The organism is Clostridioides sp. LIBA-7602, from assembly GCF_056688945.1.
Genome location: NZ_CP196991.1, coordinates 3,737,814 through 3,760,093, shown reverse-complemented (window position 1 = coordinate 3,760,093; position 22,280 = coordinate 3,737,814). Strand labels below are relative to the sequence as shown.

Sequence of the window (22,280 nt, the reverse complement as noted above, 5' to 3'; positions counted from 1 at the left end):
TTTTTTCTTATTTTTATAGATAATATATAAGAAAATATTCTCTAATAGTTACTTTTTTGTGCCTACTTGCAAGTTTAATATTATAACCTTAACATGTAATTTATGGAATAATTTGTTGATGTATTAAAATGAGTACTATTACTAAATTAAAATTTAAATCTTGTTAAGTAAAACTCATAAAAAGGAGTGAGATAAATGATAAATGCTATTTTGACATTATTATCTGAGAGAAGTGATTTTTTTATAAAATTATCTATAGAGCATTTGACTATTTCTATTATTTCTATAATAATCGCAATAGTTTTAGGTGGTATAATTGGTGTAATTGTAAGCGAATTTCATAGTTCATCTAAACCCATATTGGGAACTATTAATTTTCTATATACCATTCCGTCGATTTCTATGCTAGGATTTTTAATACCATTTTCTGGAATTGGAAATACTACTGCTGTTATTGCTCTTACTATCTATGCATTATTGCCTATGGTTAGAAATACATATACTGGAATTACTAATGTAGATAAAAATATTCTTGAAGCGGCTAGAGGGATGGGAAGTACAGATTTTCAGATACTATATAAAATAAAGCTTCCACTAGCTTTACCAGTTATTATGTCTGGTATTAGAAACATGGTCATTATGACAATTGCATTAGCTGGTATTGCTTCGTTTATAGGTGCTGGAGGATTAGGTGTAGCCATATATAGAGGAATCACGACAAATAATACAGTAATGACAATTACTGGAAGTATACTTATCGCTTTGTTAGCTTTAGTATTTGATTTTATTTTAGGATTAGTAGAGAGATTTTTTCAAATAAAAAGAAAAAAGAAAAATAAAAGAAAAGTTTTTGCCATTCTAGGAAGTTTTATTCTCATATTAGCTATCTTTACATCATATTTATTTAATTCTTCGAAGACTCAAACTATTCATATTGCTACAAAACCTATGACTGAACAATATATACTTGGTGAGATGTTGGATATTTTAATTGAAAAGAATACTGGTCTAAAAGTAGAAATTACACAAGGTGTAGGTGGAGGAACGTCTAATATTCAGCCAGCTATGGAAAATGGAGAATTCGATATTTATCCAGAATATACAGGGACAGGTTGGAATATGGTACTTAAGAAAAATGAATTATATACTGAAGATATGTTTAGTGAATTACAATCGGAATACAAAAATAAACTTAAAATGCAATGGACTGGTATGTATGGTTTTTCTAATAGCTATGCATTGGCAGTCAGAAAAGAAGTTGCAGAAAAATATAACTTAAAAAATATCACGGATTTAAAGGATGCATCTTCTAAATTAACATTTGGAGCAGAATATGATTTTTATGAGAGAGAGGATGGATATACTCCATTGTGTAATACATATGGATTAAACTTTAAAAACACAGTTGACTTAGATATTGGATTAAAATATCAAGCTATCAATGAGGGCAAAATTGATGTAATGCCTATATTTACAACTGATGGTCAGTACAGTGTTTCAGACGTTGTAGTTTTAAAGGATGATAAAAACTTCTATCCATCTTATCAATGTGGAAATGTTGTTCGTTCAGAAGTATTAGAGGAACATCCAGAGTTATCAAAAGTATTTAAGATGGTTGAAAATACTTTGACTGACAAGGAAATGGCTAAAATGAATTATGATGTAGAAAACAACAATTTAGAGCCTAGAGAAGTTGCACATGAGTTTTTGAGTAAAAAAGGTCTTTTATAATTGGAGGAAATATAATGACACCTATTATACAATTTAAAAATATTGAAAAACAATATGATGATAAAACTATCATAAATAATCTTAATTTAGATATAGAAAAAGGAGAATTTTTAACTGTTATTGGTTCATCTGGTTCTGGTAAAACAACACTTTTAAAAATGATTAATGGTTTGATTTTGCCAGATGGTGGGAATATCTTGATAAATCAAACAGATATTAAAAATGAGGACTTAATTAAGTTAAGAAGAAAAATAGGGTATTGCGTACAGGGAAGTGTTCTTTTTCCTCATATGACTGTTGAAGAAAACATTTCATATGTACCAAATCTTCTCAATAAAAAAAATAAATCAGAAGTGAAAAATGCTGTAGACAAGTGGATGGAGATAGTGGGATTACCGAATGATATGAAAGTCCGCTATCCATCAGAATTATCGGGTGGGCAACAACAGCGTGTAGGTATTGCAAGAGCTTTAGCTTCTTCTCCAGAAATTTTATTGATGGATGAACCTTTTGGTGCCGTCGATGAGATTACACGAAAGCAATTACAAAAAGAGATAAAAGAAATTCATAAAAAAACAGGAGTTACGATTATATTTATTACACATGATATTTATGAAGCTTTGATTTTAGGTACAAAAACTTTGGTATTAAATCATGGGGTTATTCAACAGTATGATACTCCAAAGAATATTTTAAATTCTCCTGCTAATCAATTTGTAGACCAATTATTGAATATAAGAAAATCTATAATTGAGGATGAGGATTTATAAGGAATAGATTAAAAAATAAATCTAAATTAAAAATTAAATTATTATAGTAAAAGCTATTGCCTTAGAGTTAACTTCAAGTTGTATACTTGAAGTGTAAAAAAGTTAGATTAAGGCATAGGGGGAATTAGAAATGAGTAGAGAAAAAGATTTAGGTGTAGGAGCAGTTTTTCCTATTGGTGAGGAAAATAAAGCATTTGCACAGTATTTTACAGGAGAATGTTATTTAAATATGCTTAGCACGAATGGAGTAGCAATTGGCAATGTAACATTTGCACCTTCTACAATAAATTCATGGCATATACACCATAAGGGAGGGCAAATTTTACTTGTAACTGGAGGTAGAGGATACTATCAAGAATTTGGAAAGCCAGCTCAGGAATTGCATGCAGGTGATGTAGTAAATATACCACCAGATATAAAGCACTGGCATGGAGCTGCACATGATAGTTGGTTTCAGCATTTAGCTATAGAGGTACCTGCTGAAGGTGCCTTCAATGAATGGCTAGAACCTGTATCTGATGAAGATTATAGTAAACTTAAATAAAAAGCTAATAAGTTGTAAGCTTAGTTAACAGATAGGTCTATAAATCTTTGGAAATAAGGAATGTTACAAGTATGTTTATATAAGAGTTGAAACATTAAAAGAGTTGAAATATTAAATCTTATAAATAGTGATAGATATTTAAATTAAAAAAATAAAGATGTAATGTATAGGCACTTCAAGTTGAAGTGCCTTTTATATGTAAGAAAATAAATCAAAACATTAGCAAAGAATGTGAAAAATAAACTAAAACAATATGTTATCTTTAAAATAGGAGGTGTTCTACATGGATAATAATTTAATTACTATTGAAAAAGCTTTGGATTATATAGAGATACATCTTTTAGATGAAATGTTGGATTTAGATGCCATTGCTAAAGAAACAGGTTATTCAAAGTACCATTTACATAGAATGTTTACATCAGTTGTAGGTTTTACTGTTCATAATTATATACAAAGACGTAGATTGACTGAAGCAGCAAGAATGCTTATTTTTACAGAAAGGCCAATTATTGAAATTGCTTTAATTTCAGGTTATGACACACAACGCTCTTTTTCACACAGATTTAAAAAAATGTTTAAATATAGTCCGAATTTTTTTAGAAAACATAAAGACTTTTTACCAATACAATTAAAATTTGATATTAATAATCGGAAAAAATTGCGTGTAGATATGATTTTAGACATTAAAAAAGTCGATTGTACAGAGATAAATATTGTTGGCTATTCTGGTAAAGTAAAAAGGGGATTTCATATTATTGGAAGGTGTTGGAGAAGTTTACATAAAAATAAAGAATTGATAGAGAACAGAGTAGATTTAGATTTCTTAATTGGAGTCAATGATTATAGTGACTTTAAAGAAGTTGAAAATACACCTATGTTTACATATATTGCAGGAGCACAAGTATCTTGTTTTGGTAAATTAACCAATGGAATGGAAAAATTTACACTTCCAAAAAGTAATTATATTGTCTTTACATTTATTGGAAGAAATGAAGATAGTATGCAAAATGTTGTAGAATATATCTATCAAGAATGGTTTCCTAATTCAAGTTGTCAATTAAATGAAAATAATTTATATGATTTTGTAAAATATGGAGAAAATGTTAATGATAGTGGTTTGAGCGAAATTCAGTTTTGGGTTCCAATTCTTTAAAAAAAGTAGCAATATAAAGTAGAGAAATTCATATAAAAATAGTTTTATAACTCTAATATGTTAATAAGGAATTTATAAACAGTAGAAAAAATTACTTTATTAGAAGGCTATGATAAAATAGAATTAAATAATATATATTTAATTTTATAAAGGGTGAGGTGTTCTAATACGAATGAATCCAGAAAATGAATTACTTAGAAATCTAGATAAATTACATACAACAGAATTAGGTGTGGTAAGAATTAAGAAAAACCTTTCTTTAGAGATAAATGATGTAGTGAACTGGTGTAAAACTAAAATAGAATCTTCAAGTGCTGTTATTAATAGAAAGGGAAAAAACTGGTATATAAGTGTAGATAATTGTATTATAACAGTAAATGCTTATAGCTACACAATCATTACAGCTCATAAAGAAAAGAATTGCAACATATAGAAATTAGGAGTATTTTATGCTATCTATTGTTTAGTAAATATGAATATCATGAAAACCATCAAGATGAATGGCTTTGCTGTACTTGACGGTTTTTTTGATATTGTTATATCATTCTATTTTTTTATTTCTTTAGTATATCACTCTTAGTTAAACCATTTGATTTAGCTTGAGGATTCCACTGATAATTACCCAGAAGTTTATATAGAAATCTAGGGAAATTAGGTGAAATGAAAATATTATTTTTATGAGGATTATCAAGATTTATATTGTCATTAAGTATATTTATTGATAGTTCTTTTAGTGTAATGCCTAATTTTTTCTTAGGACCTTTATCAAAAGGCACAGAAGTCAGTGAACCAAACATCTCTCCAGCACCAATTCCAACACCTTGAACCCATGTGAAATTGACCTTTTTGCACCAATGCTCTATCATTTGAATTGCCAAATGATTATGTTCGCCCTCATAGAATCCACAGTTAACAATTGCATACACTGGAATAGGTTTTTTATTTTGTGTATTTAAAAATTTTTCACATTTCTCTAGAAAATGAACCAAATGAGATGGAATGCCATCTACATAAAGAGGAAATGCAATTACCAATCTATCACAGTTAAGTATAGCATTAAAAGCATCAGGGTATTTAGAAGTATTATCTATTTTAAATGTAAAAATTTTATTGTCTTTTTTAATAAGTTTTTCTATTTCAGATAAAAAATACTGTGAATTATTTTTATTCACTTTTGGACTACCATTTATCATCGCTATATTCATATAGATTCACCTCTTATATCTTGTATATTTTCATAAAAACAAATAGAGTGTTCTTTCATATTAAAATTTATGGAATTTCCATGTACTAATTTGGTAGCAGTGTCTTTTTCAGCTTCTGTAATATGATTTCCATAAAATATAGCTTTTAAATTTATTTGTTTGCTATATCTACTTTTATGACGCATCATATTATCTTTCATTACAAAGTATGGGAGGATATAGCTAATACTTTTATCAATTATATTTTTTACAAAAGGGCTGAATCCTCCATAACAACATCTACTTATTATAATAAGTTCATCAGAGTCATTTATAAGTTTACTCATATTACTATAATAATCTTTTATAACACATTCAGTAGGAGTTTTAATCCAGCAACCAAAACAACCAATACATTTGTGAATTTCTTTTGTGTTTGGAAGCACTTTTATATTTTCATTAAGCCTAGGTGCTAGCTTATCTAATTCTTCCTCAGTTAAATCATGTATTAAAAGTCTCATAAGTTTCATCTCCTTTTATTATGTATATTTATTTTAAAAAATTATATCTTACAAATTTTTTAGTAAATCTTTACACCAATTAATTACAAAACTATAATAGTCAACTCCATAAATCATTGTGGAATACATGTATTTGTATTCTTCAATACAATGATTTTTTTCTGCATCAATTTTTTGTTTATTTAGTTTATCTGAGAGTAATTCAACCTCAGCTATAAATAGTTTTAAGTTTGTTTCAATTACTTCTTTAGGTAGATACTTATAAAAGAATATATTAACAAGATGGTCTTGCTTTGTTTTAGAAAATTTTATCGGTTTTTTTAGCCATTCAAGAAAGTATTCTTTACCTGAATCAGTTATAGAATATAGTTTTTTTAATTTGCTACCATCTATAGCTTCACGACAGTAGATATATCCCTTTGTTTCTAATCTTTTAAGTGCTGGATAGATGCTACCAAAGCTAGCATCAAAAAAGTATGATGTACTATGTGACATCCATTGCTTTAAGTCGTACCCACTTAATTCTTCTTCCATTAAGAATCCTAAAATAATGTATTCTAACATATTGCCTCCTAATATCACTTAGATATATATCGTTTCGATATAAATATTATTACAGATAATAAATATTGTGTCAATATGATTTTTAAAATAAACTTAAAAGGAATTAGGAATTAGGAATTAGGAATTAGGAATTAGGAATTAGGAATTAGGAATTAGGAATTAGGAATTAGGAATTAGGAATTAGGAATTAGGAATTAGGAATTAGGAATTAGGAATTAGGAATTAGGAATTAGGAATTAGGAATTAGGAATTAGGAATTAGGAATTAGGAATTAGGAATTAGGAATTAGGAATTAGGAATTAGAAAATATTTATGTAAATAGATTAATATAAAAGGTAATTAAACATTAGTGAAAAATTAAAGATAGTTAAATTAAAGTAATGGTCTAATATATGAAATTTATAGTGACTTTATAATTTAAATATAAACTTGGGTGCTATTGACAAAGAATAAAATTAGCAGTAGAATGATTGCATGAGCAAATAGATTATTGCGTACGCAAAAAATGGTGAATAATAAATAAGGAGAGAATATGAGAGAGCTATTAAAATGGGTTTCCATTATAAATAGATATAATACAAATTATATTGACAGGAAATTGGCGGATATTGGAATCAATAATAGCCAATATTTTTATGTGTTACACATATGTAATAATCCAGGCATTACACAAGATACTATATTTAAAAAAATCCTTGTGAATCCTAGTAATATAACAAGAGCTTTGGCAAATTTAGAAAAAGAAGGATTCATCACTAGAAAACCAAGTGTAAAGGATAAAAGAACATGGCATTTATACCCTACAGAGAAATCTTTAGAATGTTATGATGAAATATTAAAAATAACAAATGGATATGTAGAAGAATTGTTGAGTTCGTTTGAGAAAGAAGAGAAAGAGTTATTTATATCAATGTTAGAAAAGGTTGCCTTTCTAGCTATTGATATGAATGAAGAAGCAAAATTGGAGGCGAAAGAAATTGGAAGAAAACTATAAAGAACCATTGGAATATGATAAAGTTTCAAAATTATTAACTAAGTATGCAATTCCTAGTATTATAGCAATGTTAGTAAGTGCATTATATAACATTGTTGACCAAATATTTATTGGGCAAGGTGTTGGGGTATTAGGTAACGCTGCTACAAATGTTGCTTTCCCATTAACTACAATATGTACAGCAATTGCCTTGTTATTAGGTATTGGAGGAGCATCTAAATGCTCATTGGAATTAGGGGCTAAAAATTCAGAAAAGGCTACAAAAGCAGCAGGAAATTCTATTTGTTTGATGGCTATTTTTGGAATAAGTTTGTTTGTAATAGTATCAGTATTTTTGACACCACTATTAAAATTCTTTGGTTCTACATCAGAAATACTACCTTATGCACACACATACACAAAAATTACATCAATCGGATTACCATTTCTTATAATGTCCACTGGAATGAGTAAGTTGATACTTGCAGATGGAAGACCAAAAGCTTCTATGTTTTGTATGTTAGTAGGAGCAGTCATCAATACAATCTTAAATCCACTATTCATATTTGTTTTTAATATGGGGATTGCTGGCTCTGCTTTAGCAACTGTCATTGGGCAACTTATATCTTTTGGAATCAGTGTTTATTATATAAAGAATTTTCAACATATCAAATTACATAAGAAAAGTTTTAAATTAGAGAGTATAATTTATAAACATATATTTGCACTAGGTTCAAGTTCATGTTTTAATCAATTAGCAATGACTGTAACACAGATAGTTATGAACAATACATTGGCATATTATGGAGCTAGGTCAGTTTATGGAAGTGAGATTCCACTTGCTTGTGTTGGTATTATTATTAAAGTAAATATGATTTTTATATCTATAATTATAGGTATAGCACAAGGTATGCAACCTATTATAGGATACAATTATGGGGCTGAAAAGTATAATCGTGTAAAAGAAGCATATAAGTTAGCAGTAGGAAGTGCAACTGTTATAGCTAGTATTGCATTCTTATGCTTCCAAATATTCCCACGACAAATTACATCTATATTTGGTAATGGAAATGAGACTTATTTTATATTTGCAGAACATTATTTTAGAACTTTCCTATTCTTAACATTTATAAATGGTGTTCAAATAATATCATCAACTTTCTTTACATCAATTGGGAAATCAGTACTGGGACTTTTTACTTCTTTGACTCGTCAGATTTTATTCTTAATTCCATTAATAGTGATTTTACCAATGTTTATGGGAATTGATGGAGTAATGTTTGCAGGGCCAATAGCAGATGCCGCGGCAGCAATTGTATGTATATACTTTGCACTTCATGAAATGAAGTCATTGACTATAAAGCAAAATAAGGTGATTGGTAATCACAAAGAGGTTATGGAGGTATAATATACTTTCTAAGAAATATATTAAATATATTAAATTAATTTTTATTAATTAACACTAAAATAATATTCATATGTAACCTTAGGTGCATTTTCAGGAGCTACAGTTAGATTGTAGAGTGTAGATACTCTGCCTTGCTTGAGAAGGTTGTTTAAAAAACAATCAAATTTTCATAATAGCTCAAGAAAATGCACTATTTACAATATTTATTTTGTTTTGTGTACAATTTTAGAAATAATTACTCTAATCAAATCTAAGATTATGCCATAAATAAGAAAAGAAAGCATAGATGCTATGTACCAATAAATTGAAATTGACCCCATAATCGTTCTACATGGTATTTGCATACCTGAATCCATGAAAACAAGAAAACTATCAGTGCGAGAAATAATAGATAAGATAGGATTTAAGCCTATTAGAACAATACTCTTTGAGTCTTGCCCAATTTGATGCATATAAATCTCAAATAATGCTATTAAAAGAAACCAAAATGTAAAAGATTTAGCTATTTTTTTCATTAAAATACCTCGCCTAATATAAATTCTTTTAGTCTTATTTACCCAATATAATTATTTATCTCCACTCAGTTACATCGCTTAATTGTAATCTAGGTCTCATTGATGGTTCTTCATCAGGATAACCTAAAGATATTGCTGCTACTAATTGGCTGTCTGTATCTAACCACTCACATAATTCACGATATGCAAAATATACATCACAAATCCAAAGACTACCTAGACCTAATTCTACAGCCTCAAGTGACATGTTTTGAATTGCAGCTCCAATTGATTGTATATTTGCCATTTCATAAAAGCGTTCTTCAGCAGATAAGCTTTCTAAAGGTGATTTACCTAATATGTTTAAAATAAAGATTGTTACTGGAGCTTGTTCCATAATTTTAACTGTGTAATTTGCACCAGCGATATGTTGACGACTTTCTGGAAGAAGTCCATTGTCGTCAATTTCATTTTGAATACCTTTACTCATAGCTTTGAGCATAGATTCTTTTTCCTTCTCAGTGACAACAACAAAACGCCATGGTTGTCTGTTTTTAGATGAAGGTGCATTTATTCCAGCTTCAATTATTTTTTCTATAGTTTCATGTGAAATACTTTGTTTTTTATATTTTCTAATACTACGTCTTTTTGATATAGAATCACTTATCATCTTAAGTAACCTCCGTTTATTTTTTTGAAAATTCATTTGAGTTTTAGTTTCTATTTTTAATTATTTTAGCACTAATCATAAAAAAAGTCATTGATTTTAGTATTTGGTTATATTTAATATTGTATTAATGACTATATGTAAGAATCAAATATAAAAATTCAATATTGTTTTGTTTAGATATTAAAAAGAATATTTTAAAGGATTTTGCTTAAAAAATATCTACGTACACTTATGACTTTAGTTATGGGAGGTTCAGTAAATGTTATATATGAAAAGGTTGGATACTTATAAATATTTCGAATAAAATATGATAAATATGACAATTTGTATATTTACATTAGGAAATTTATATACTATAATTATTTAAAACTAAGTATGAACACTGAAATTATTTAAAGCTAAATATAAATACTGAAGAGGTGATGTAGTGAAATTAGATATGGATAGTATGATATATATACTAATTTATATGACATTATTGATATCTATCGTTGGTAGTATAATTTATTTTTGTAAAGACCTCTTAAATCATAGAATTACATATGTTTTAATAAGAAACATATTTGTAAATAGAATTATATACTCTGAAGAAAGATTGCCTAAACAGTATATCGTTTTTCAAAAGTATGATATTTGGAGGTATTGTAGTCTGTTTTAATTTGAAATGAATCTATTATAAGTCTAAAGATTAAAAATAAAAGGAGATAATAAAATGGATTTCATTTCAAGTATATTACAAGGATTACTAAGTATATTATTTAACTTTACAGGAGATTTTGGAATTTCTATTGTACTTATAACTTTAATAGTTAAGTTAGTACTAATGCCACTATCATTAAAACAAAGGTTTTCTGTAAAAAAACAGCAAGAATTAGCAGAAAAAATGGAACATATAAAAGAAAAGTATAAGAATGATACTAAAGAATTGGAAAAGCAAATACAAGTAAATTCTGTAGAAAGCATGAAGAGTATGCTTGGATGCCTTATAATTTTGGTGCAAATGCCAGTAGTATATGCGTTATATCATGTATGTCTAGATATGACAAAGGAATTTACAACAATTATAATTCCATGGATTGCTAATTTAGGTACGTTTGATAACTTATTTATACTGCCTTGTATATATACATTAATTATGTTAGCTTCAAATTTGGTGAATTATATACCGTATTTTAAGGTGAATTCTCAAGTAAAGTTTAACAAGCAAATGGCTATAGTGACTACTATAATGAGTCTTATATTGACTGTTAGAACTCCAGTAGCTATAGGTCTGTACTTTATAACAAGTGCAATTTATTCATTAATTGAAGATATTTGTTTTAGAATATATTTTAATCGAAAGAATAGAATAGTAATAAAGTAATATATTTATTATTCTAGAAATATTTTAGCCTGCTAACATGAGATATAGTTAGCAGGCTATTTTTATTAATAATACTATAATAATACTATTAAAAATAGTTGCAAAATAAATAAATTAATATAGACTAAAATAAAGTCTACAAAAAAGAGGTGATAAACAAAAATGTCTAAAATACTGGTTGTAGAAGATGAAAAAAAAATGCAAGATATTATTGTAGAATACATGCAAAAAGGAGGATACACTTGCATAACTGCTGATGATGGAGTTGAAGCACTTGCAATATTAAAAAACAATAATATAGATTTAATGATATTGGATATTATGATGCCGTATTTAGATGGATTCTCAGTATGTAGAGTTTCACGTGAAATGACTAATATACCTATTATTATATTGACAGCTAAGGGTGAAGAGGAAGATAAATTAAAGGGGTATGAGTATGGTGCAGATGATTATATAACAAAGCCATTTAGTCCCAAAGTACTATTAGCAAAGGCTAATGCATTATTACGTAGATATACTAATGATATTCCAAAAAATTCATTAAGTCTAGGAAAGATACTTATTATGCTAACATCAAGGCAAGTATATGTAGAAGATAATTTAATTGATTTAACATACAAAGAATATGAATTATTACATCTATTTATGGAAAATCCTAATCAAGTTTTCTCTAGGGAGAAACTTTTAACTTGCATATGGGGATATGAATTTGAGGGTAATACACGAACTGTAGATACACATATAAAAACTTTACGTAAAAAACTTGGTAGTGAAGGACATCGTATAGTTACATTAATTCGTTCAGGGTACAAGTTTGAGGTTAAAGGATGAGTAGTTTAAGAAAAATTAAAAAAATAATAAAGAGTGTAGATATCTCAAACTGGGTTAAAAAGAATTTTGGACTTTATTCAGTTAGAAAAAAGGTATTTTTTCTCTCTAAATTATCAGGTGCATTAATTATATTCTTCTACCTGATTGTTGAAGACTTTTCGAAAAATACTAAATTTGGATTTTGGCTTTGGTTTATAATACTAGTTATATTCATTATGAGTATTGATTTTTTATTAGGAAAATTTATTTCAGAGCCAATCACATCTATAAATAAATCTGCAAAGAGTATGTCTCAACTTGATTTTTCTAATCCATGTACTGTAAATACTAATGATGAATTTGGAGAACTTTCTAGAAGTCTGAATACAATGTCTACAAATCTACAACAAGCATTATTTGAACTGGAAAATGCAAATATCCAACTTGAAAAAGATGTAAATAAGGAAAGGATGTTATTAGAGCAAAGAAAGGAATTAGTAGATACAATTTCACATGAAATGAAGACTCCACTTGGCATTGTACGTGCATATACAGAAGGGCTTATAGATGAAGTTGATGAAGTAAAAAAGAAAACTTATATGAATATTATTATAGAAGAAACGGATAGAATGAACAATATGATTGTATCATTATTAGATTTATCTTCATTAGAAGCAGGCATTTCTAAACTTAGTCTAGAATGTTTTGATTTTATAGAGTTTGTTGAAACTGTAGCAGGGCGTCTCTTAGTCGATATACCAGATGTCAATTTTTATTTTACATATGATTTGCCAGAACATGAAGTTTTTGTAGTGGCAGATAAAATGAGAATGGAACAAGTGATAGAAAATCTGATTATTAATGCAAAGAAACATGTTATATGTAATGGAAATTTAGACTTATCTCTTATATGCTTAAATGGTTTACTTTCATTTAAAATATATAATGATGGTAGAACTATAGAACCAGATGAGATTTCAAAGATTTGGTCTAAATTTTATCGTAGCCCCCAATCTCAGTGTACAGGAGGTTCTGGTCTAGGTCTTGCGATTATTTCACAAATACTTACAATGCACGGATTAGAATACGGAGTGAAGAATCGTGATAAAGGAGTAGAATTTTATTTTACAATTCCAATTGCTGAGTAAGCTAATATTAATTTATAAATTATAAGGATTTGATATAAAACTTATTACTTTAAGTATGTAGAATGAAGGGAAAAATTTTAAAAGAAATAAAACATAAAAAGTATAACGATAGAGCTTAATAAAAGGGGCTATCTCAAATAGAGATTGTACTGAGACCCAAAAGTTGGACTTTATACAGGAATGGAATTTTCATTCCTGTTTTTTTACTTTATGTAACTTTAGATACATATTCAAGTCTATATTTAACAGGGCTACGCCAATTTAATTTTTCTTTAATTCTTTTGTTATTATAATAGTAAATATATTCTGTTATAGCTGTCTTTAATTCGTTGAAACTTTTATATGTTTTTCTATAATACATTTCTTGCTTCATTATTCCAAAGAAATTTTCCATAGGAGAATTATCAAGACATGTACCCTTACGAGACATACTTTGAAATATTCTATTTTTCTTAAGTGTTTTGCTATACTTATTCATTTGATATGCCCAACCTTGGTCTGAGTGAAAAGTTCTTCTATAAGGACAATCTTTTGTAATATTGATGGCTTCATTTAAAGCATCACTTATTGATTTAAAGTTAGGTCTATCTGAGATTCTGAATGATAAAACTTCTCCATTAAACATATCTAAAAATGGATCAAGATATGCTTTTTTTATAATTAAATTTCCATTTTTATCAGTAGTATATATTTTAAATTCTGATGTATCAGTTGTTATTTTCTGATGTGGAATTGATGTTTTAAATCTTCTATTTATTTTATTATTTACCTTTCCAATTGTACCTTTATAAGAATTATATTTACGTAATTTACGAGAAAAAGCTATGCATTTAAGTTCTAATTTTCTCATAATACGTCTAACTTTCTTTTGATTAATAACGATACCACTATTTTTTAATGTAGCTGTAATTCGGCGATAGCCATATCTGCCATTGTGATCTTCAAAAATAGACATGATTTTTTCTTCAATATCTTTATCTGGATTTTCAATATCAAATCTCTTCTGGTAATACATCTATGTTGATTTAGGAAATTTAGTAGCTTCAAGAATAATGGAGAGTTTAAACTCCTTACGAAGATCATAAATTACTTTTGCTTCGTATTGTTTTTTAACCTTTCGGGAACATTCATCCCTGAAGCACGCAACTTTTTTAGAAATGCAAGCTCCGCTTTTAAAAGTTTATTTTCATATTCTAATTCTTGTTCTCTTGTTAATTTATTTTTTTCTTTAGTGTTTTTGTTTTTATTCATTGATGGTCTTCCTTTCATTTTAGACAAGGCATCGACACCACCATGTAAAAATTTTTGTTTCCATATTGCTATAAGTGTACTATTGTTCATTCCAAAGTGGTTAGCGACTTCTTGTGCACTGGATTTAGTTGTTATCATATAGTTTATAACATCTAGCTTGAACTGTATAGTATAGAAAGTATTTTTATTTTTTCTTTTTAGTCCATTCTCTCCTAATGTATTATATGTATTAACCCATCTTTCAACTTGAGAATGGTTAGCAACTCCATGTTGTTTTGCTATTGAAACATATCCTCCTTCTTTATTTAAATAGGATTTAACTACTTTTAATTTGAAATTAAAATCGTATTTAGCCATATAGAAACACCCCAATCGTTAGATTTTTAGTCCAACAATTGGGGTGCAGTACAGATAAGCCTCTTTTTCATTGTTAAAATGATGAAAATATATTTATTTCACCTCGATTTCACAATAGAGACACTTCGATTTCACAGGCTGGAAATAAAATAAGTTAAATAAAAAGATTAGAAGAGTAATTAAATAAAGAAGAGAGGGAGGAGTACTTATGAGATGGTCTACATGGTTAATTATTATATTGATAGTATTAATTTCTATTCCATTTAAAATTAAATTTGTAAAGTGGTGGGATAAAAGACAAAAAGAAAAAAATGATGAAGGAGGAGATGAGATATGATAAAAGTCAAAGATTTGACATTTTCCTATGGAAAGGATAAACAGATATTACATGGGCTTAATTTTGAAGTGAAAGAAGGGGAGATATTTGGATTTCTTGGACCTAATGGCTCAGGAAAATCCACAACACAAAAAATCTTAAATGGAGTTTTAAAAGGATATAATGGTCGAGTGTCACTTTTTGGCAAGGAAGTTGAAACATATACAGAATCTTTATATCAAAAGATTGGTGTTTTATTTGAATTCCCTTACTTATATACAAACTTAAGTGCAATTGATAATCTAGAATATTTTTCATCTTTTTATCCTAAAAATCAGAGGAGAGATATATATGAGCTTTTAGATTTGTTAGAGTTTAAGAAAGAGTTTATAAATAAGCCTGTATCATCTTATTCAAAAGGGATGAAGCAACGTATTAGTATGGCAAGAGCATTAGTCAGTAATCCAAGATTATTGTTTTTGGATGAGCCTACTAGTGGGCTTGACCCATCTGGAGCTGTATTATTTCGCAAGATTATTGAAGAAGAACGAAAAAAAGGAACAACTATATTTTTAACTACACACAATATGCAGGATGCGGATTTAATGTGTAATACAGTGGCTTTTATAGCAGATGGTAAGATTATAACAATAGATAGCCCTAAAAATTTAAAAATACAAAATAGTAATGATAAAGTCGAAGTAGAATTTATTTATAATGGAAAACGTGATATCAAAATTTTAGATATACAGGAGCTGAAATATGGAATAACTTTTAAACATGATGAAATCTTAAGTGTACATTCTAAAGAGCCTACATTAGAAGGAGTTTTTATAAAATACACAGGAAGGATGTTAGAGTAATGTATTCTAAATTTTTTACCTTAATAAAAAAAGATTTCTGGATGATGATTTATGGTAAATTTTTTGTACTAACACTTGCTTCTCTCATTCTTTATTCATGTTACATTAACTTTGGATATGTAAGATTTATGGATGAGGATAGCTATCATAATAGTGTATATTTGTATAATCCCAAGAATACAAGTATGGACGTATCTCCATTAATTCATCGAGTTTTTTCTATAGATGAATTAAAATCAAAACTGGGTGAAGATACGAATGCAGTTGGCATTGATATAAGTGATAATAAGCAAAAAGTAATTTTACATGAAGGGATTAAAGGCGTTGATAATTATAGAGCTGATTATGCATTGTCTTTGTTGGAATCAGAAAAAGATAATAATACTAAAGGGTTAGATAACAATGGAATGATTCAAATAGATGATAAAGATACAACTGAAATAAGGCTAAGAAAAGAAATGACTTGTGAGATTTTATTCTTTGAAATTGTAGCTATTGGATTTCTTGGGATTGCCTCTTTACTGTTTAAAGAAAAGCAGATGGGGGTAATGCGTATTACTGGTATTTTACCTGTAAAAAGAAGTCTTTTTATATCGTCAAAGTTATTTATTTTTTTGATATGTGACTTATGTTTTACAGTTCTTTTAGTAGCACTTAACATTGGGATTTCTGAAGGCGTAAAAATACTACCTCAAATATTAGTTCAAGTTGCTATTTTATCAATTATTATGTCTTTGATTGGGTTTGGATGTTCAATGTTATTGAGGGATTTTAAACAGTTTTCTCTTGCATATCTTCTGCTTGCTGTATTTATAACTACACCTGTATTTTTGTCTGCAAATACATCCTTTGAAATAAATTGGATTAAATATCATCCTTTTTATCACGTTTATAGTCAACTTAAAAATGCGTTTTTTACAAATGTTTCAAGTGAATCAATATATTTCATTTTGTGTTCTTTGATAATAATAGTCTTGTTTTTTATTGTAAAAAGTATTTTTAATAAAGAATTGATTAGGGAGGGATAATATTGATGGGATTACGTTATCAGTTAAAGAGTATAAGAAAAGATAAAATTTGCATAATTTCCTTCTTCTTACCAGTTGTTATGGCAATTTTAATAAATTTTATGGGAACAATTGATATGTCTTCAATAGGAGAATTACACTTCGGAATAGTAAAAAATACACTCTCCATAGAAACAGAGCAGTGGTTAAAAAGATATGGTACAGTAAGCTTATATCAAACAGAGAAGCATTTAATAAATGAAATTAAGAATATTAAAACAGATACAATTGGAGTTATCAGTGATGGTAAAGGGATTAAAACTATACTTTATGGAGATGAAATTAATGCTATAAAAAATGTAGGAAAGAGATTACCAAATGTTTTTAGACTAAGGGGGGATTTAAAAAATTCTGATGTTACAATATTACCCAAAGACAATGTTTTAAAAGAATTTCAAAATATTTTTATTACTATGATTCTAATTACAGCTATGTTTATGGGATGTACCTTTAATGCAATGAATATTATATCTGAAAAAGAAGATGGAATATCATTTATAAATGAAGTTTTACCACAGAGTAGAAGTAAATATATTATACAGAAAATATCTTTGGGTTTTTTGTGTGGGTGTTTATCTTCAATGATAACTGTATTTATATGTTTGGATATCTTGGTATTAGATATGGTAATGATGTTGTCACTTGTTGTATTTTCATCATTTATTTCATCATTGATAGGTCTATTTATTGGTAAGTTTTCAGAAGGTCTTATGGTAGGAATTGTTTATATTAAAATAATAATGATTTTATTTATAGGTGCACCTTTATTAATATATATCTTAGGAGTTGATATGAGTGGTATAGGTAATTTATGTTATATGATGCCATCAGTAGCCACATTTAATGGGATTATGGGGATTATTAATGGAAATTCTATTGTTGTAAAAGACGTTATAATTTTAGTTGTACATTGTATAGCATGGCTTATTTTGTATATGATTTTAGATAAAAAAAGAACTTTATCTTTTAGTAGATAATGAAATGTACTTAGCATAATTTAGTAGATACTTGAACGATATAAATATTTTTGTTTACCTCCGTTTCTGTAGTAAATTCAACTATTGATATAAATTGAAACGGAGGTATTATTATTTTAATATATATTATTTAGATTCTTTTGACTTAAATATACCTTGCTTATAAAACTGTTTTGAGTAGGGAATAGAAAAGGCAAAAAATAAGAGTATAGTACCTGCTATTATGATTAAATTATTAATAGATATTATATCCGCCATTGGTCCGAAAATCATCATACCAAGAGGTATGAAGCCAGTATATATAATAATAGGTAAACCAAGCACTCGACCTTGCATTTGTGGTTCTACATGTTCTTGTAACATAGTCATAGCTGATGCTTGAATAATTGGGATTGAAAAATTGGTAAAAAACATAAATATAAAAAATTGCCATGCCTGTGTTACAAAACCTAAAATAATTGAAAAAACAGCATAAGATAATATTGCTAAGAAAAAAGTCTTGTTTCTGTTTTTAAAGCCACCAAATATTCCTATAATCAATCCACCTAAAACCATACCCAAAAATCCAATCATTTCAATAATGGACAGATAGATATAACCTCTACCAAATGTACGTTCACTGAACCTCCCATGACTAAAGTCACAGGGTTCCTGCTTCATAGAATTTTGCATACTAAAATATGTCTTACAAACTCTCCACAGGCTATCCCCGTAGTTCCTACGGTTCTTACATAAGTTATTTATTTTAAACTGTTATTAGTCTTAGTCCTTCTTTTAGTATATTTATACTTGCATTTATATCTCTATCGTGAGTTACATTACAACAAGGACAAATCCATTCTCTTATATTTAAATTCTTCATTTCCTCGTTTTTGTACCCACATTTATTGCATATTTGTGAACTTGCAAAGAATTTACCTACCTTTACAATTTGTCTACCATACCAATTAGCCTTGTATTCTAATTGACGAACAAATTCTGACCATGACACATCAGAAATTAAGCGAGATAGTTTACTATTTCTAGTCATATTCTTTACTTGTAAATCCTCTATACAAATAATATTATTCTCTCGTATTAATTTAGTAGATAGTTTTTGTAGAAAATCCTTCCTTTGATTAGCTATATATTCTTGAAGTCTTGCAACTTTTAATCTTGCTTTATTTCTATTTAAACTACCAATTGTTTTTCTTGATAATTCTCTTTGTAATTTAGCAAGTTTGTTTAATGACTTTAGAAGATACTTAGGATTTTCTATAAATTCTCCACAACTTGAGATACAAAATTCTTTAATTCCTAAATCTAAACCTATCTGATTATTAGTATTTTCAAATGCTTTAATATCTATATCAGTACAACATAATGATACATAATATTTACCACTTGGTTCTTTGGATACTGTAGCATTAAGTATTCTCCCTTGAGGTACTTGTTTATCCCTTACTTTAACCATACCAAGTTTAGGTAATTTTATATATTGACCAAGGTGCATAATATTTCCATTTGTAAAGTTAGTTCTATATGAAAACCTATTAGTTTTCTTTGATTTAAATTTAGGAAATCCTACATTTTCTTTAAAGAATTTTTTATATGCGTTTTCTAAATCTTTTAAGGTGTTTTGTAGTGAAAATTTGTCAGGCTCTTTAAGCCACTCTAATTCTCTTTTTAAATTGGTCAAATCAGAACTACACTGTTTATAAGTAAAAGTTTCTTTATTATTTTCATAAACTTCTATTTTTTTAGCAAGATACTTATTATATACAAATCTACAACATCCAAAAGTTTTGTTAATTAACTCTTGCTGTTTTTTATTTGGATACATTCTAAACTTATAAGCTTTTTCCACTACTATCACCTCACTTTAATTGTTTTTTATGATTATTAATATACATATCCGAGTAACTTCTATTTTTCATCACCCATTATAATATTAACAAACGTAATTATTTAAAACAATTATTTCGAAGGTTTTTATATTTATTTTTAAATAACATATTTAAGAACCGTAAGTCCTAACTTTTATCATTTTTGAGGTTGTCGTTCACATAAGTTCGCTACTACCTATGCAGTTCTCTTATGAACTTCTTACACTTTCATGCAAGCACAGACTATATCTTATCCTTCGGCATTATCCGTTAAGGTCTACCCACTTCCACTACCGATAGCTTGTAGTGTACTTCCCTCAGGAGGAATAGTCGTTGAAGTTTCTCCTATTCGGAGCTTACCTGCTGATTGCCCATTTTAAAGTACTTAGGGTTTAACCTTATACCATCTAACCAATTTTTTCTACTTTCGTAACTTTCACACTTAGGTTTATTTCATCCTTATGTTTTAGTTTGGTTAGCTTTAGGGGTTTCCAGCAATTCAAGTAGTATTGGATAGGTTCTATCCTATCTCTACATATAAGTTTCCCTATATGCTGACTATTTTAGCTACTAACTCATGACTAAAGTCACAAGTGTGCGTAGCTATTTTTCAATCAACAGTCCTATAAGGAATCCTGATGGAACACAAAGAAACATAAAAGCTCCATAACTAAAAAGTATCTTTCTAATGAATTTATCTGAAAAGCAGTAGTTTATTCCTGACACCATATCCGTAAAAAATGATGCTTTTTCAACTTGTTTTGGTATGTTATGCTTAGGAATCTTGATAAATATCAACAATACAATAGCAATAATTGCAGTGAATACATCGATTAAAAGAACTTGATTTATTTGGTTACCAAAGCTAAGTATTGCTGCAGCTACAATAGGAACTATAAATTGTACTATAGATTGTAGACTACCATTTATGCCATTAAAACGCATTAAGTGTTCTTCTGGTACAAGTTGAGGAATCATTGCATTTACAGCAGGTGTCTGCACACCACTTCCTAGAGAACGTATAACAGATACTATTGCTATGGCTATCAATTCATTTTTTGTTCCAGTTGATGACATCATAAATATGATTAGAACTAATGTAGAGATGGCAATTATTGCATCTGATACAATTATGAGTACTTTTCTATTGTAGTAGTCTGCCCATACCCCAGCAAAAAAAGAAATTATCATTTGAGGTATAAAGGAACATACAGTTAAAACTGTTACCCATATACCTGATGATGTTTGAAGTGTGACATACCATATTAGAGCCATCTGTACAAGTGATGAGCCAAATAAAGAAATATATTGACTTGCTAGAAATGTGATTACTTTTTTCTTCCATGTAGAGTGAGTATTTTTGTTTTCCATTCTATTCCTCCTTTGATTTGTGTGTTGAATTTTTCTCGTTCTTAAGGATAACACACAAATCAAAGTCTGGAGTTAGAGTGTAGGGTTAAGAAAATTGTTTTTTCATAATTTGAAGATGGGACTTCATGGTTTTTGCATTATGCTCAGCTTCTTTCAACGAAGTTATCAATTTGTCACATACTGAAATAATTTCATCGTCATCTTTTGGAGTGTCAATGACAACTTTGATATTAGTATCAGGATTACAAGACAAAGCATTTAACATTCGTAAAATAGATGAAAGAGAATAGTTTGCTAAACGAAGTGAACTGATAATTTTAAGTCTCTTTATATCTTCATCAGTATATACACGATAACCATTTTGTTTTCTTTTTACTTTTAGCAAACCATTCATTTCCCAGTTTCTTAGAGTATCTATTGTAACATTTAAGTGTTCTGCAGTTTCTTTTCTAGTTAAAAATAGTTTATTTGTTTCCTGAGAATTTCCATTTAAAATCTGAGTGACAATAGTGAGTGCTTCTTCAGCATTAGATTTTTCTATTTCTAATTGTTGCAAGTAGTGATTTACAAGACAAATAGCCTTGTCAAAATCTCTATTTGCTGACGTTTTAATAATCTCAAGAGCATTTTTTCTCAATCCTCTTTGTAGAACTTCAATTTTTAAGGCTGTACGAGCAAATCTAAATTGTTCTATATGAAAATCATTAAAGATACGATAACCATTTGTATTACGCTTGGGTCTAGGTATTAAGTTGAGTTCCTCATATAAACGCACAGTATTAGGATGTACACCAATTAATTCTGCTACCTCTGATGTTGTGTAAGTCTCCATTAGTATTCATCTCCTTTTATGTATATAGTATCAATCATAATATCA

The 22,280-nt window shown here is 28.2% G+C and carries 21 protein-coding genes and 3 pseudogenes; 14 read left to right on the top strand and 10 right to left on the bottom strand.

The features are described from left to right. Window positions 1-195 precede the first annotated feature (195 nt). The 5 genes from ACTG45_RS17495 to ACTG45_RS17475 all read left to right on the top strand — a co-directional run bounded on the left by ACTG45_RS17495 (window position 196) and on the right by ACTG45_RS17475 (window position 4,631). Complete coding sequence (locus ACTG45_RS17495) at window positions 196-1,731, top strand: ABC transporter permease/substrate-binding protein (RefSeq protein WP_479919504.1); 1,536 nt, start codon at window positions 196-198, stop codon at window positions 1,729-1,731. A 14-nt stretch (window positions 1,732-1,745) separates the two neighbouring features. After that, window positions 1,746-2,501 carry an ATP-binding cassette domain-containing protein gene (locus ACTG45_RS17490; protein WP_479917582.1) on the top strand — a complete coding sequence of 252 codons (756 nt, stop codon included), beginning with the start codon at window positions 1,746-1,748 and terminating at the stop codon, window positions 2,499-2,501. A 130-nt stretch (window positions 2,502-2,631) separates the two neighbouring features. After that, complete coding sequence (locus ACTG45_RS17485; protein WP_479917581.1) at window positions 2,632-3,045, top strand: cupin domain-containing protein; 414 nt, start codon at window positions 2,632-2,634, stop codon at window positions 3,043-3,045. 283 nt (window positions 3,046-3,328) lie between these two features. Beyond that, window positions 3,329-4,198, top strand: a complete 870-nt coding sequence (locus tag ACTG45_RS17480) for an AraC family transcriptional regulator (protein WP_479919503.1) — start codon at window positions 3,329-3,331, stop codon at window positions 4,196-4,198. 172 nt (window positions 4,199-4,370) lie between these two features. Beyond that, window positions 4,371-4,631 carry a DUF3781 domain-containing protein gene (locus tag ACTG45_RS17475; RefSeq protein WP_021386137.1) on the top strand — a complete coding sequence of 87 codons (261 nt, stop codon included), beginning with the start codon at window positions 4,371-4,373 and terminating at the stop codon, window positions 4,629-4,631. Between the two features lie 121 nt (window positions 4,632-4,752). Here ACTG45_RS17475 and ACTG45_RS17470 read toward each other — a convergent pair whose 3' ends face one another. Genes ACTG45_RS17470 through ACTG45_RS17460 form a run of 3 tightly spaced genes read right to left on the bottom strand, consistent with a single transcriptional unit; the run spans window position 4,753 to window position 6,467 of the window. Continuing rightward, window positions 4,753-5,403: a flavodoxin family protein gene (locus tag ACTG45_RS17470; protein WP_479919502.1), complete on the bottom strand. Its 651-nt coding sequence runs from the start codon at window positions 5,401-5,403 to the stop codon at window positions 4,753-4,755. Next, window positions 5,400-5,903 carry a flavodoxin family protein gene (locus ACTG45_RS17465; RefSeq protein ID WP_479919501.1) on the bottom strand — a complete coding sequence of 168 codons (504 nt, stop codon included), beginning with the start codon at window positions 5,901-5,903 and terminating at the stop codon, window positions 5,400-5,402. The genes ACTG45_RS17470 and ACTG45_RS17465 overlap by 4 nt, the downstream gene beginning before the upstream one ends. 48 nt (window positions 5,904-5,951) lie before the next feature. Beyond that, window positions 5,952-6,467 (bottom strand): PadR family transcriptional regulator, encoded by a 516-nt coding sequence (locus ACTG45_RS17460; protein ID WP_021386150.1) that lies wholly within the window; start codon window positions 6,465-6,467, stop codon window positions 5,952-5,954. A 532-nt stretch (window positions 6,468-6,999) separates the two neighbouring features. On the opposite strand from ACTG45_RS17460, the gene ACTG45_RS17455 reads away from it, so the two are divergent. Then, complete coding sequence (locus tag ACTG45_RS17455; protein ID WP_021386141.1) at window positions 7,000-7,461, top strand: MarR family winged helix-turn-helix transcriptional regulator; 462 nt, start codon at window positions 7,000-7,002, stop codon at window positions 7,459-7,461. Then, window positions 7,445-8,848, top strand: coding sequence for an MATE family efflux transporter (locus ACTG45_RS17450; protein ID WP_021386151.1), 1,404 nt, complete (start codon window positions 7,445-7,447; stop codon window positions 8,846-8,848). The genes ACTG45_RS17455 and ACTG45_RS17450 overlap by 17 nt, the downstream gene beginning before the upstream one ends. A 203-nt stretch (window positions 8,849-9,051) precedes the next feature. On the opposite strand, the gene ACTG45_RS17445 is transcribed toward ACTG45_RS17450, so the two are convergent. Together ACTG45_RS17445 and ACTG45_RS17440 are read right to left on the bottom strand one after the other, a co-directional pair. Further along, window positions 9,052-9,363 (bottom strand): hypothetical protein, encoded by a 312-nt coding sequence (locus tag ACTG45_RS17445; protein WP_479917577.1) that lies wholly within the window; start codon window positions 9,361-9,363, stop codon window positions 9,052-9,054. A 55-nt stretch (window positions 9,364-9,418) separates the two neighbouring features. Beyond that, window positions 9,419-10,012, bottom strand: coding sequence for a nitroreductase family protein (locus tag ACTG45_RS17440; protein ID WP_021386147.1), 594 nt, complete (start codon window positions 10,010-10,012; stop codon window positions 9,419-9,421). A gap of 712 nt (window positions 10,013-10,724) precedes the next feature. On the opposite strand from ACTG45_RS17440, the gene ACTG45_RS17435 reads away from it, so the two are divergent. The 3 genes from ACTG45_RS17435 to ACTG45_RS17425 all read left to right on the top strand — a co-directional run bounded on the left by ACTG45_RS17435 (window position 10,725) and on the right by ACTG45_RS17425 (window position 13,336). Continuing rightward, a complete protein-coding gene (locus ACTG45_RS17435; protein ID WP_479917576.1) occupies window positions 10,725-11,375 on the top strand; it encodes a YidC/Oxa1 family membrane protein insertase in 651 nt (216 codons plus the stop codon). Window positions 11,376-11,537: 162 nt separating this feature from the next. After that, window positions 11,538-12,209 (top strand): response regulator transcription factor, encoded by a 672-nt coding sequence (locus tag ACTG45_RS17430; protein WP_021386163.1) that lies wholly within the window; start codon window positions 11,538-11,540, stop codon window positions 12,207-12,209. Further along, a complete protein-coding gene (locus tag ACTG45_RS17425; protein ID WP_021386148.1) occupies window positions 12,206-13,336 on the top strand; it encodes a sensor histidine kinase in 1,131 nt (376 codons plus the stop codon). Before ACTG45_RS17430 ends, ACTG45_RS17425 begins: the two co-directional genes overlap by 4 nt. 208 nt (window positions 13,337-13,544) lie before the next feature. Here the strand turns inward: ACTG45_RS17425 and ACTG45_RS17420 are convergent. After that, window positions 13,545-14,944, bottom strand: a pseudogene (locus tag ACTG45_RS17420) (IS3 family transposase). A 208-nt stretch (window positions 14,945-15,152) separates the two neighbouring features. On the opposite strand from ACTG45_RS17420, the gene ACTG45_RS17415 reads away from it, so the two are divergent. Genes ACTG45_RS17415 through ACTG45_RS17400 form a run of 4 tightly spaced genes read left to right on the top strand, consistent with a single transcriptional unit; the run spans window position 15,153 to window position 18,167 of the window. Continuing rightward, the gene (locus tag ACTG45_RS17415; protein WP_021386161.1) at window positions 15,153-15,281 is read left to right on the top strand and encodes a hypothetical protein; all 129 of its coding nucleotides are present in this window, start codon (window positions 15,153-15,155) and stop codon (window positions 15,279-15,281) included. Beyond that, window positions 15,278-16,123, top strand: coding sequence for an ABC transporter ATP-binding protein (locus ACTG45_RS17410; protein WP_021386155.1), 846 nt, complete (start codon window positions 15,278-15,280; stop codon window positions 16,121-16,123). Before ACTG45_RS17415 ends, ACTG45_RS17410 begins: the two co-directional genes overlap by 4 nt. Continuing rightward, window positions 16,123-17,151, top strand: a complete 1,029-nt coding sequence (locus ACTG45_RS17405; protein WP_021386145.1) for an ABC transporter permease — start codon at window positions 16,123-16,125, stop codon at window positions 17,149-17,151. Before ACTG45_RS17410 ends, ACTG45_RS17405 begins: the two co-directional genes overlap by 1 nt. Before the next feature lie 5 nt (window positions 17,152-17,156). Then, the gene (locus ACTG45_RS17400; protein WP_021386158.1) at window positions 17,157-18,167 is read left to right on the top strand and encodes an ABC transporter permease; all 1,011 of its coding nucleotides are present in this window, start codon (window positions 17,157-17,159) and stop codon (window positions 18,165-18,167) included. A 126-nt stretch (window positions 18,168-18,293) separates the two neighbouring features. Here the strand turns inward: ACTG45_RS17400 and ACTG45_RS17395 are convergent. From ACTG45_RS17395 to ACTG45_RS17380, 4 genes and pseudogenes are all read right to left on the bottom strand, one after another. Beyond that, window positions 18,294-18,791: pseudogene (locus tag ACTG45_RS17395) on the bottom strand (MFS transporter); the annotation flags it as partial. Window positions 18,792-18,912: 121 nt separating this feature from the next. Further along, window positions 18,913-20,022: an IS200/IS605 family element RNA-guided endonuclease TnpB gene (gene tnpB, locus ACTG45_RS17390; RefSeq protein ID WP_479919500.1), complete on the bottom strand. Its 1,110-nt coding sequence runs from the start codon at window positions 20,020-20,022 to the stop codon at window positions 18,913-18,915. Window positions 20,023-20,638: 616 nt separating this feature from the next. Continuing rightward, window positions 20,639-21,403 (bottom strand): annotated as a pseudogene (locus tag ACTG45_RS17385) (MFS transporter); the annotation flags it as partial. 85 nt (window positions 21,404-21,488) lie between these two features. Beyond that, window positions 21,489-22,235 (bottom strand): MerR family transcriptional regulator, encoded by a 747-nt coding sequence (locus tag ACTG45_RS17380; protein ID WP_479919499.1) that lies wholly within the window; start codon window positions 22,233-22,235, stop codon window positions 21,489-21,491. Window positions 22,236-22,280 lie beyond the last annotated feature (45 nt).

Excerpts from the sequence above, each read along its gene's own strand:
- ACTG45_RS17495 (WP_479919504.1), top strand. The coding sequence starts at position 196 with ATGATAAATGCTATTTTGACATTATTATCTGAGAGAAGTGATTTTTTT.
- ACTG45_RS17490 (WP_479917582.1), top strand. The coding sequence starts at position 1,746 with ATGACACCTATTATACAATTTAAAAATATTGAAAAACAATATGATGAT.
- ACTG45_RS17485 (WP_479917581.1), top strand. The coding sequence starts at position 2,632 with ATGAGTAGAGAAAAAGATTTAGGTGTAGGAGCAGTTTTTCCTATTGGT.
- ACTG45_RS17480 (WP_479919503.1), top strand. The coding sequence starts at position 3,329 with ATGGATAATAATTTAATTACTATTGAAAAAGCTTTGGATTATATAGAG.
- ACTG45_RS17475 (WP_021386137.1), top strand. The coding sequence starts at position 4,371 with ATGAATCCAGAAAATGAATTACTTAGAAATCTAGATAAATTACATACA.
- ACTG45_RS17470 (WP_479919502.1), bottom strand. The coding sequence starts at position 5,403 with ATGAATATAGCGATGATAAATGGTAGTCCAAAAGTGAATAAAAATAAT.
- ACTG45_RS17465 (WP_479919501.1), bottom strand. The coding sequence starts at position 5,903 with ATGAGACTTTTAATACATGATTTAACTGAGGAAGAATTAGATAAGCTA.
- ACTG45_RS17460 (WP_021386150.1), bottom strand. The coding sequence starts at position 6,467 with ATGTTAGAATACATTATTTTAGGATTCTTAATGGAAGAAGAATTAAGT.
- ACTG45_RS17455 (WP_021386141.1), top strand. The coding sequence starts at position 7,000 with ATGAGAGAGCTATTAAAATGGGTTTCCATTATAAATAGATATAATACA.
- ACTG45_RS17445 (WP_479917577.1), bottom strand. The coding sequence starts at position 9,363 with ATGAAAAAAATAGCTAAATCTTTTACATTTTGGTTTCTTTTAATAGCA.
- ACTG45_RS17440 (WP_021386147.1), bottom strand. The coding sequence starts at position 10,012 with ATGATAAGTGATTCTATATCAAAAAGACGTAGTATTAGAAAATATAAA.
- ACTG45_RS17435 (WP_479917576.1), top strand. The coding sequence starts at position 10,725 with ATGGATTTCATTTCAAGTATATTACAAGGATTACTAAGTATATTATTT.
- ACTG45_RS17430 (WP_021386163.1), top strand. The coding sequence starts at position 11,538 with ATGTCTAAAATACTGGTTGTAGAAGATGAAAAAAAAATGCAAGATATT.
- ACTG45_RS17425 (WP_021386148.1), top strand. The coding sequence starts at position 12,206 with ATGAGTAGTTTAAGAAAAATTAAAAAAATAATAAAGAGTGTAGATATC.
- ACTG45_RS17415 (WP_021386161.1), top strand. The coding sequence starts at position 15,153 with ATGAGATGGTCTACATGGTTAATTATTATATTGATAGTATTAATTTCT.
- ACTG45_RS17410 (WP_021386155.1), top strand. The coding sequence starts at position 15,278 with ATGATAAAAGTCAAAGATTTGACATTTTCCTATGGAAAGGATAAACAG.
- ACTG45_RS17405 (WP_021386145.1), top strand. The coding sequence starts at position 16,123 with ATGTATTCTAAATTTTTTACCTTAATAAAAAAAGATTTCTGGATGATG.
- ACTG45_RS17400 (WP_021386158.1), top strand. The coding sequence starts at position 17,157 with ATGGGATTACGTTATCAGTTAAAGAGTATAAGAAAAGATAAAATTTGC.
- ACTG45_RS17380 (WP_479919499.1), bottom strand. The coding sequence starts at position 22,235 with ATGGAGACTTACACAACATCAGAGGTAGCAGAATTAATTGGTGTACAT.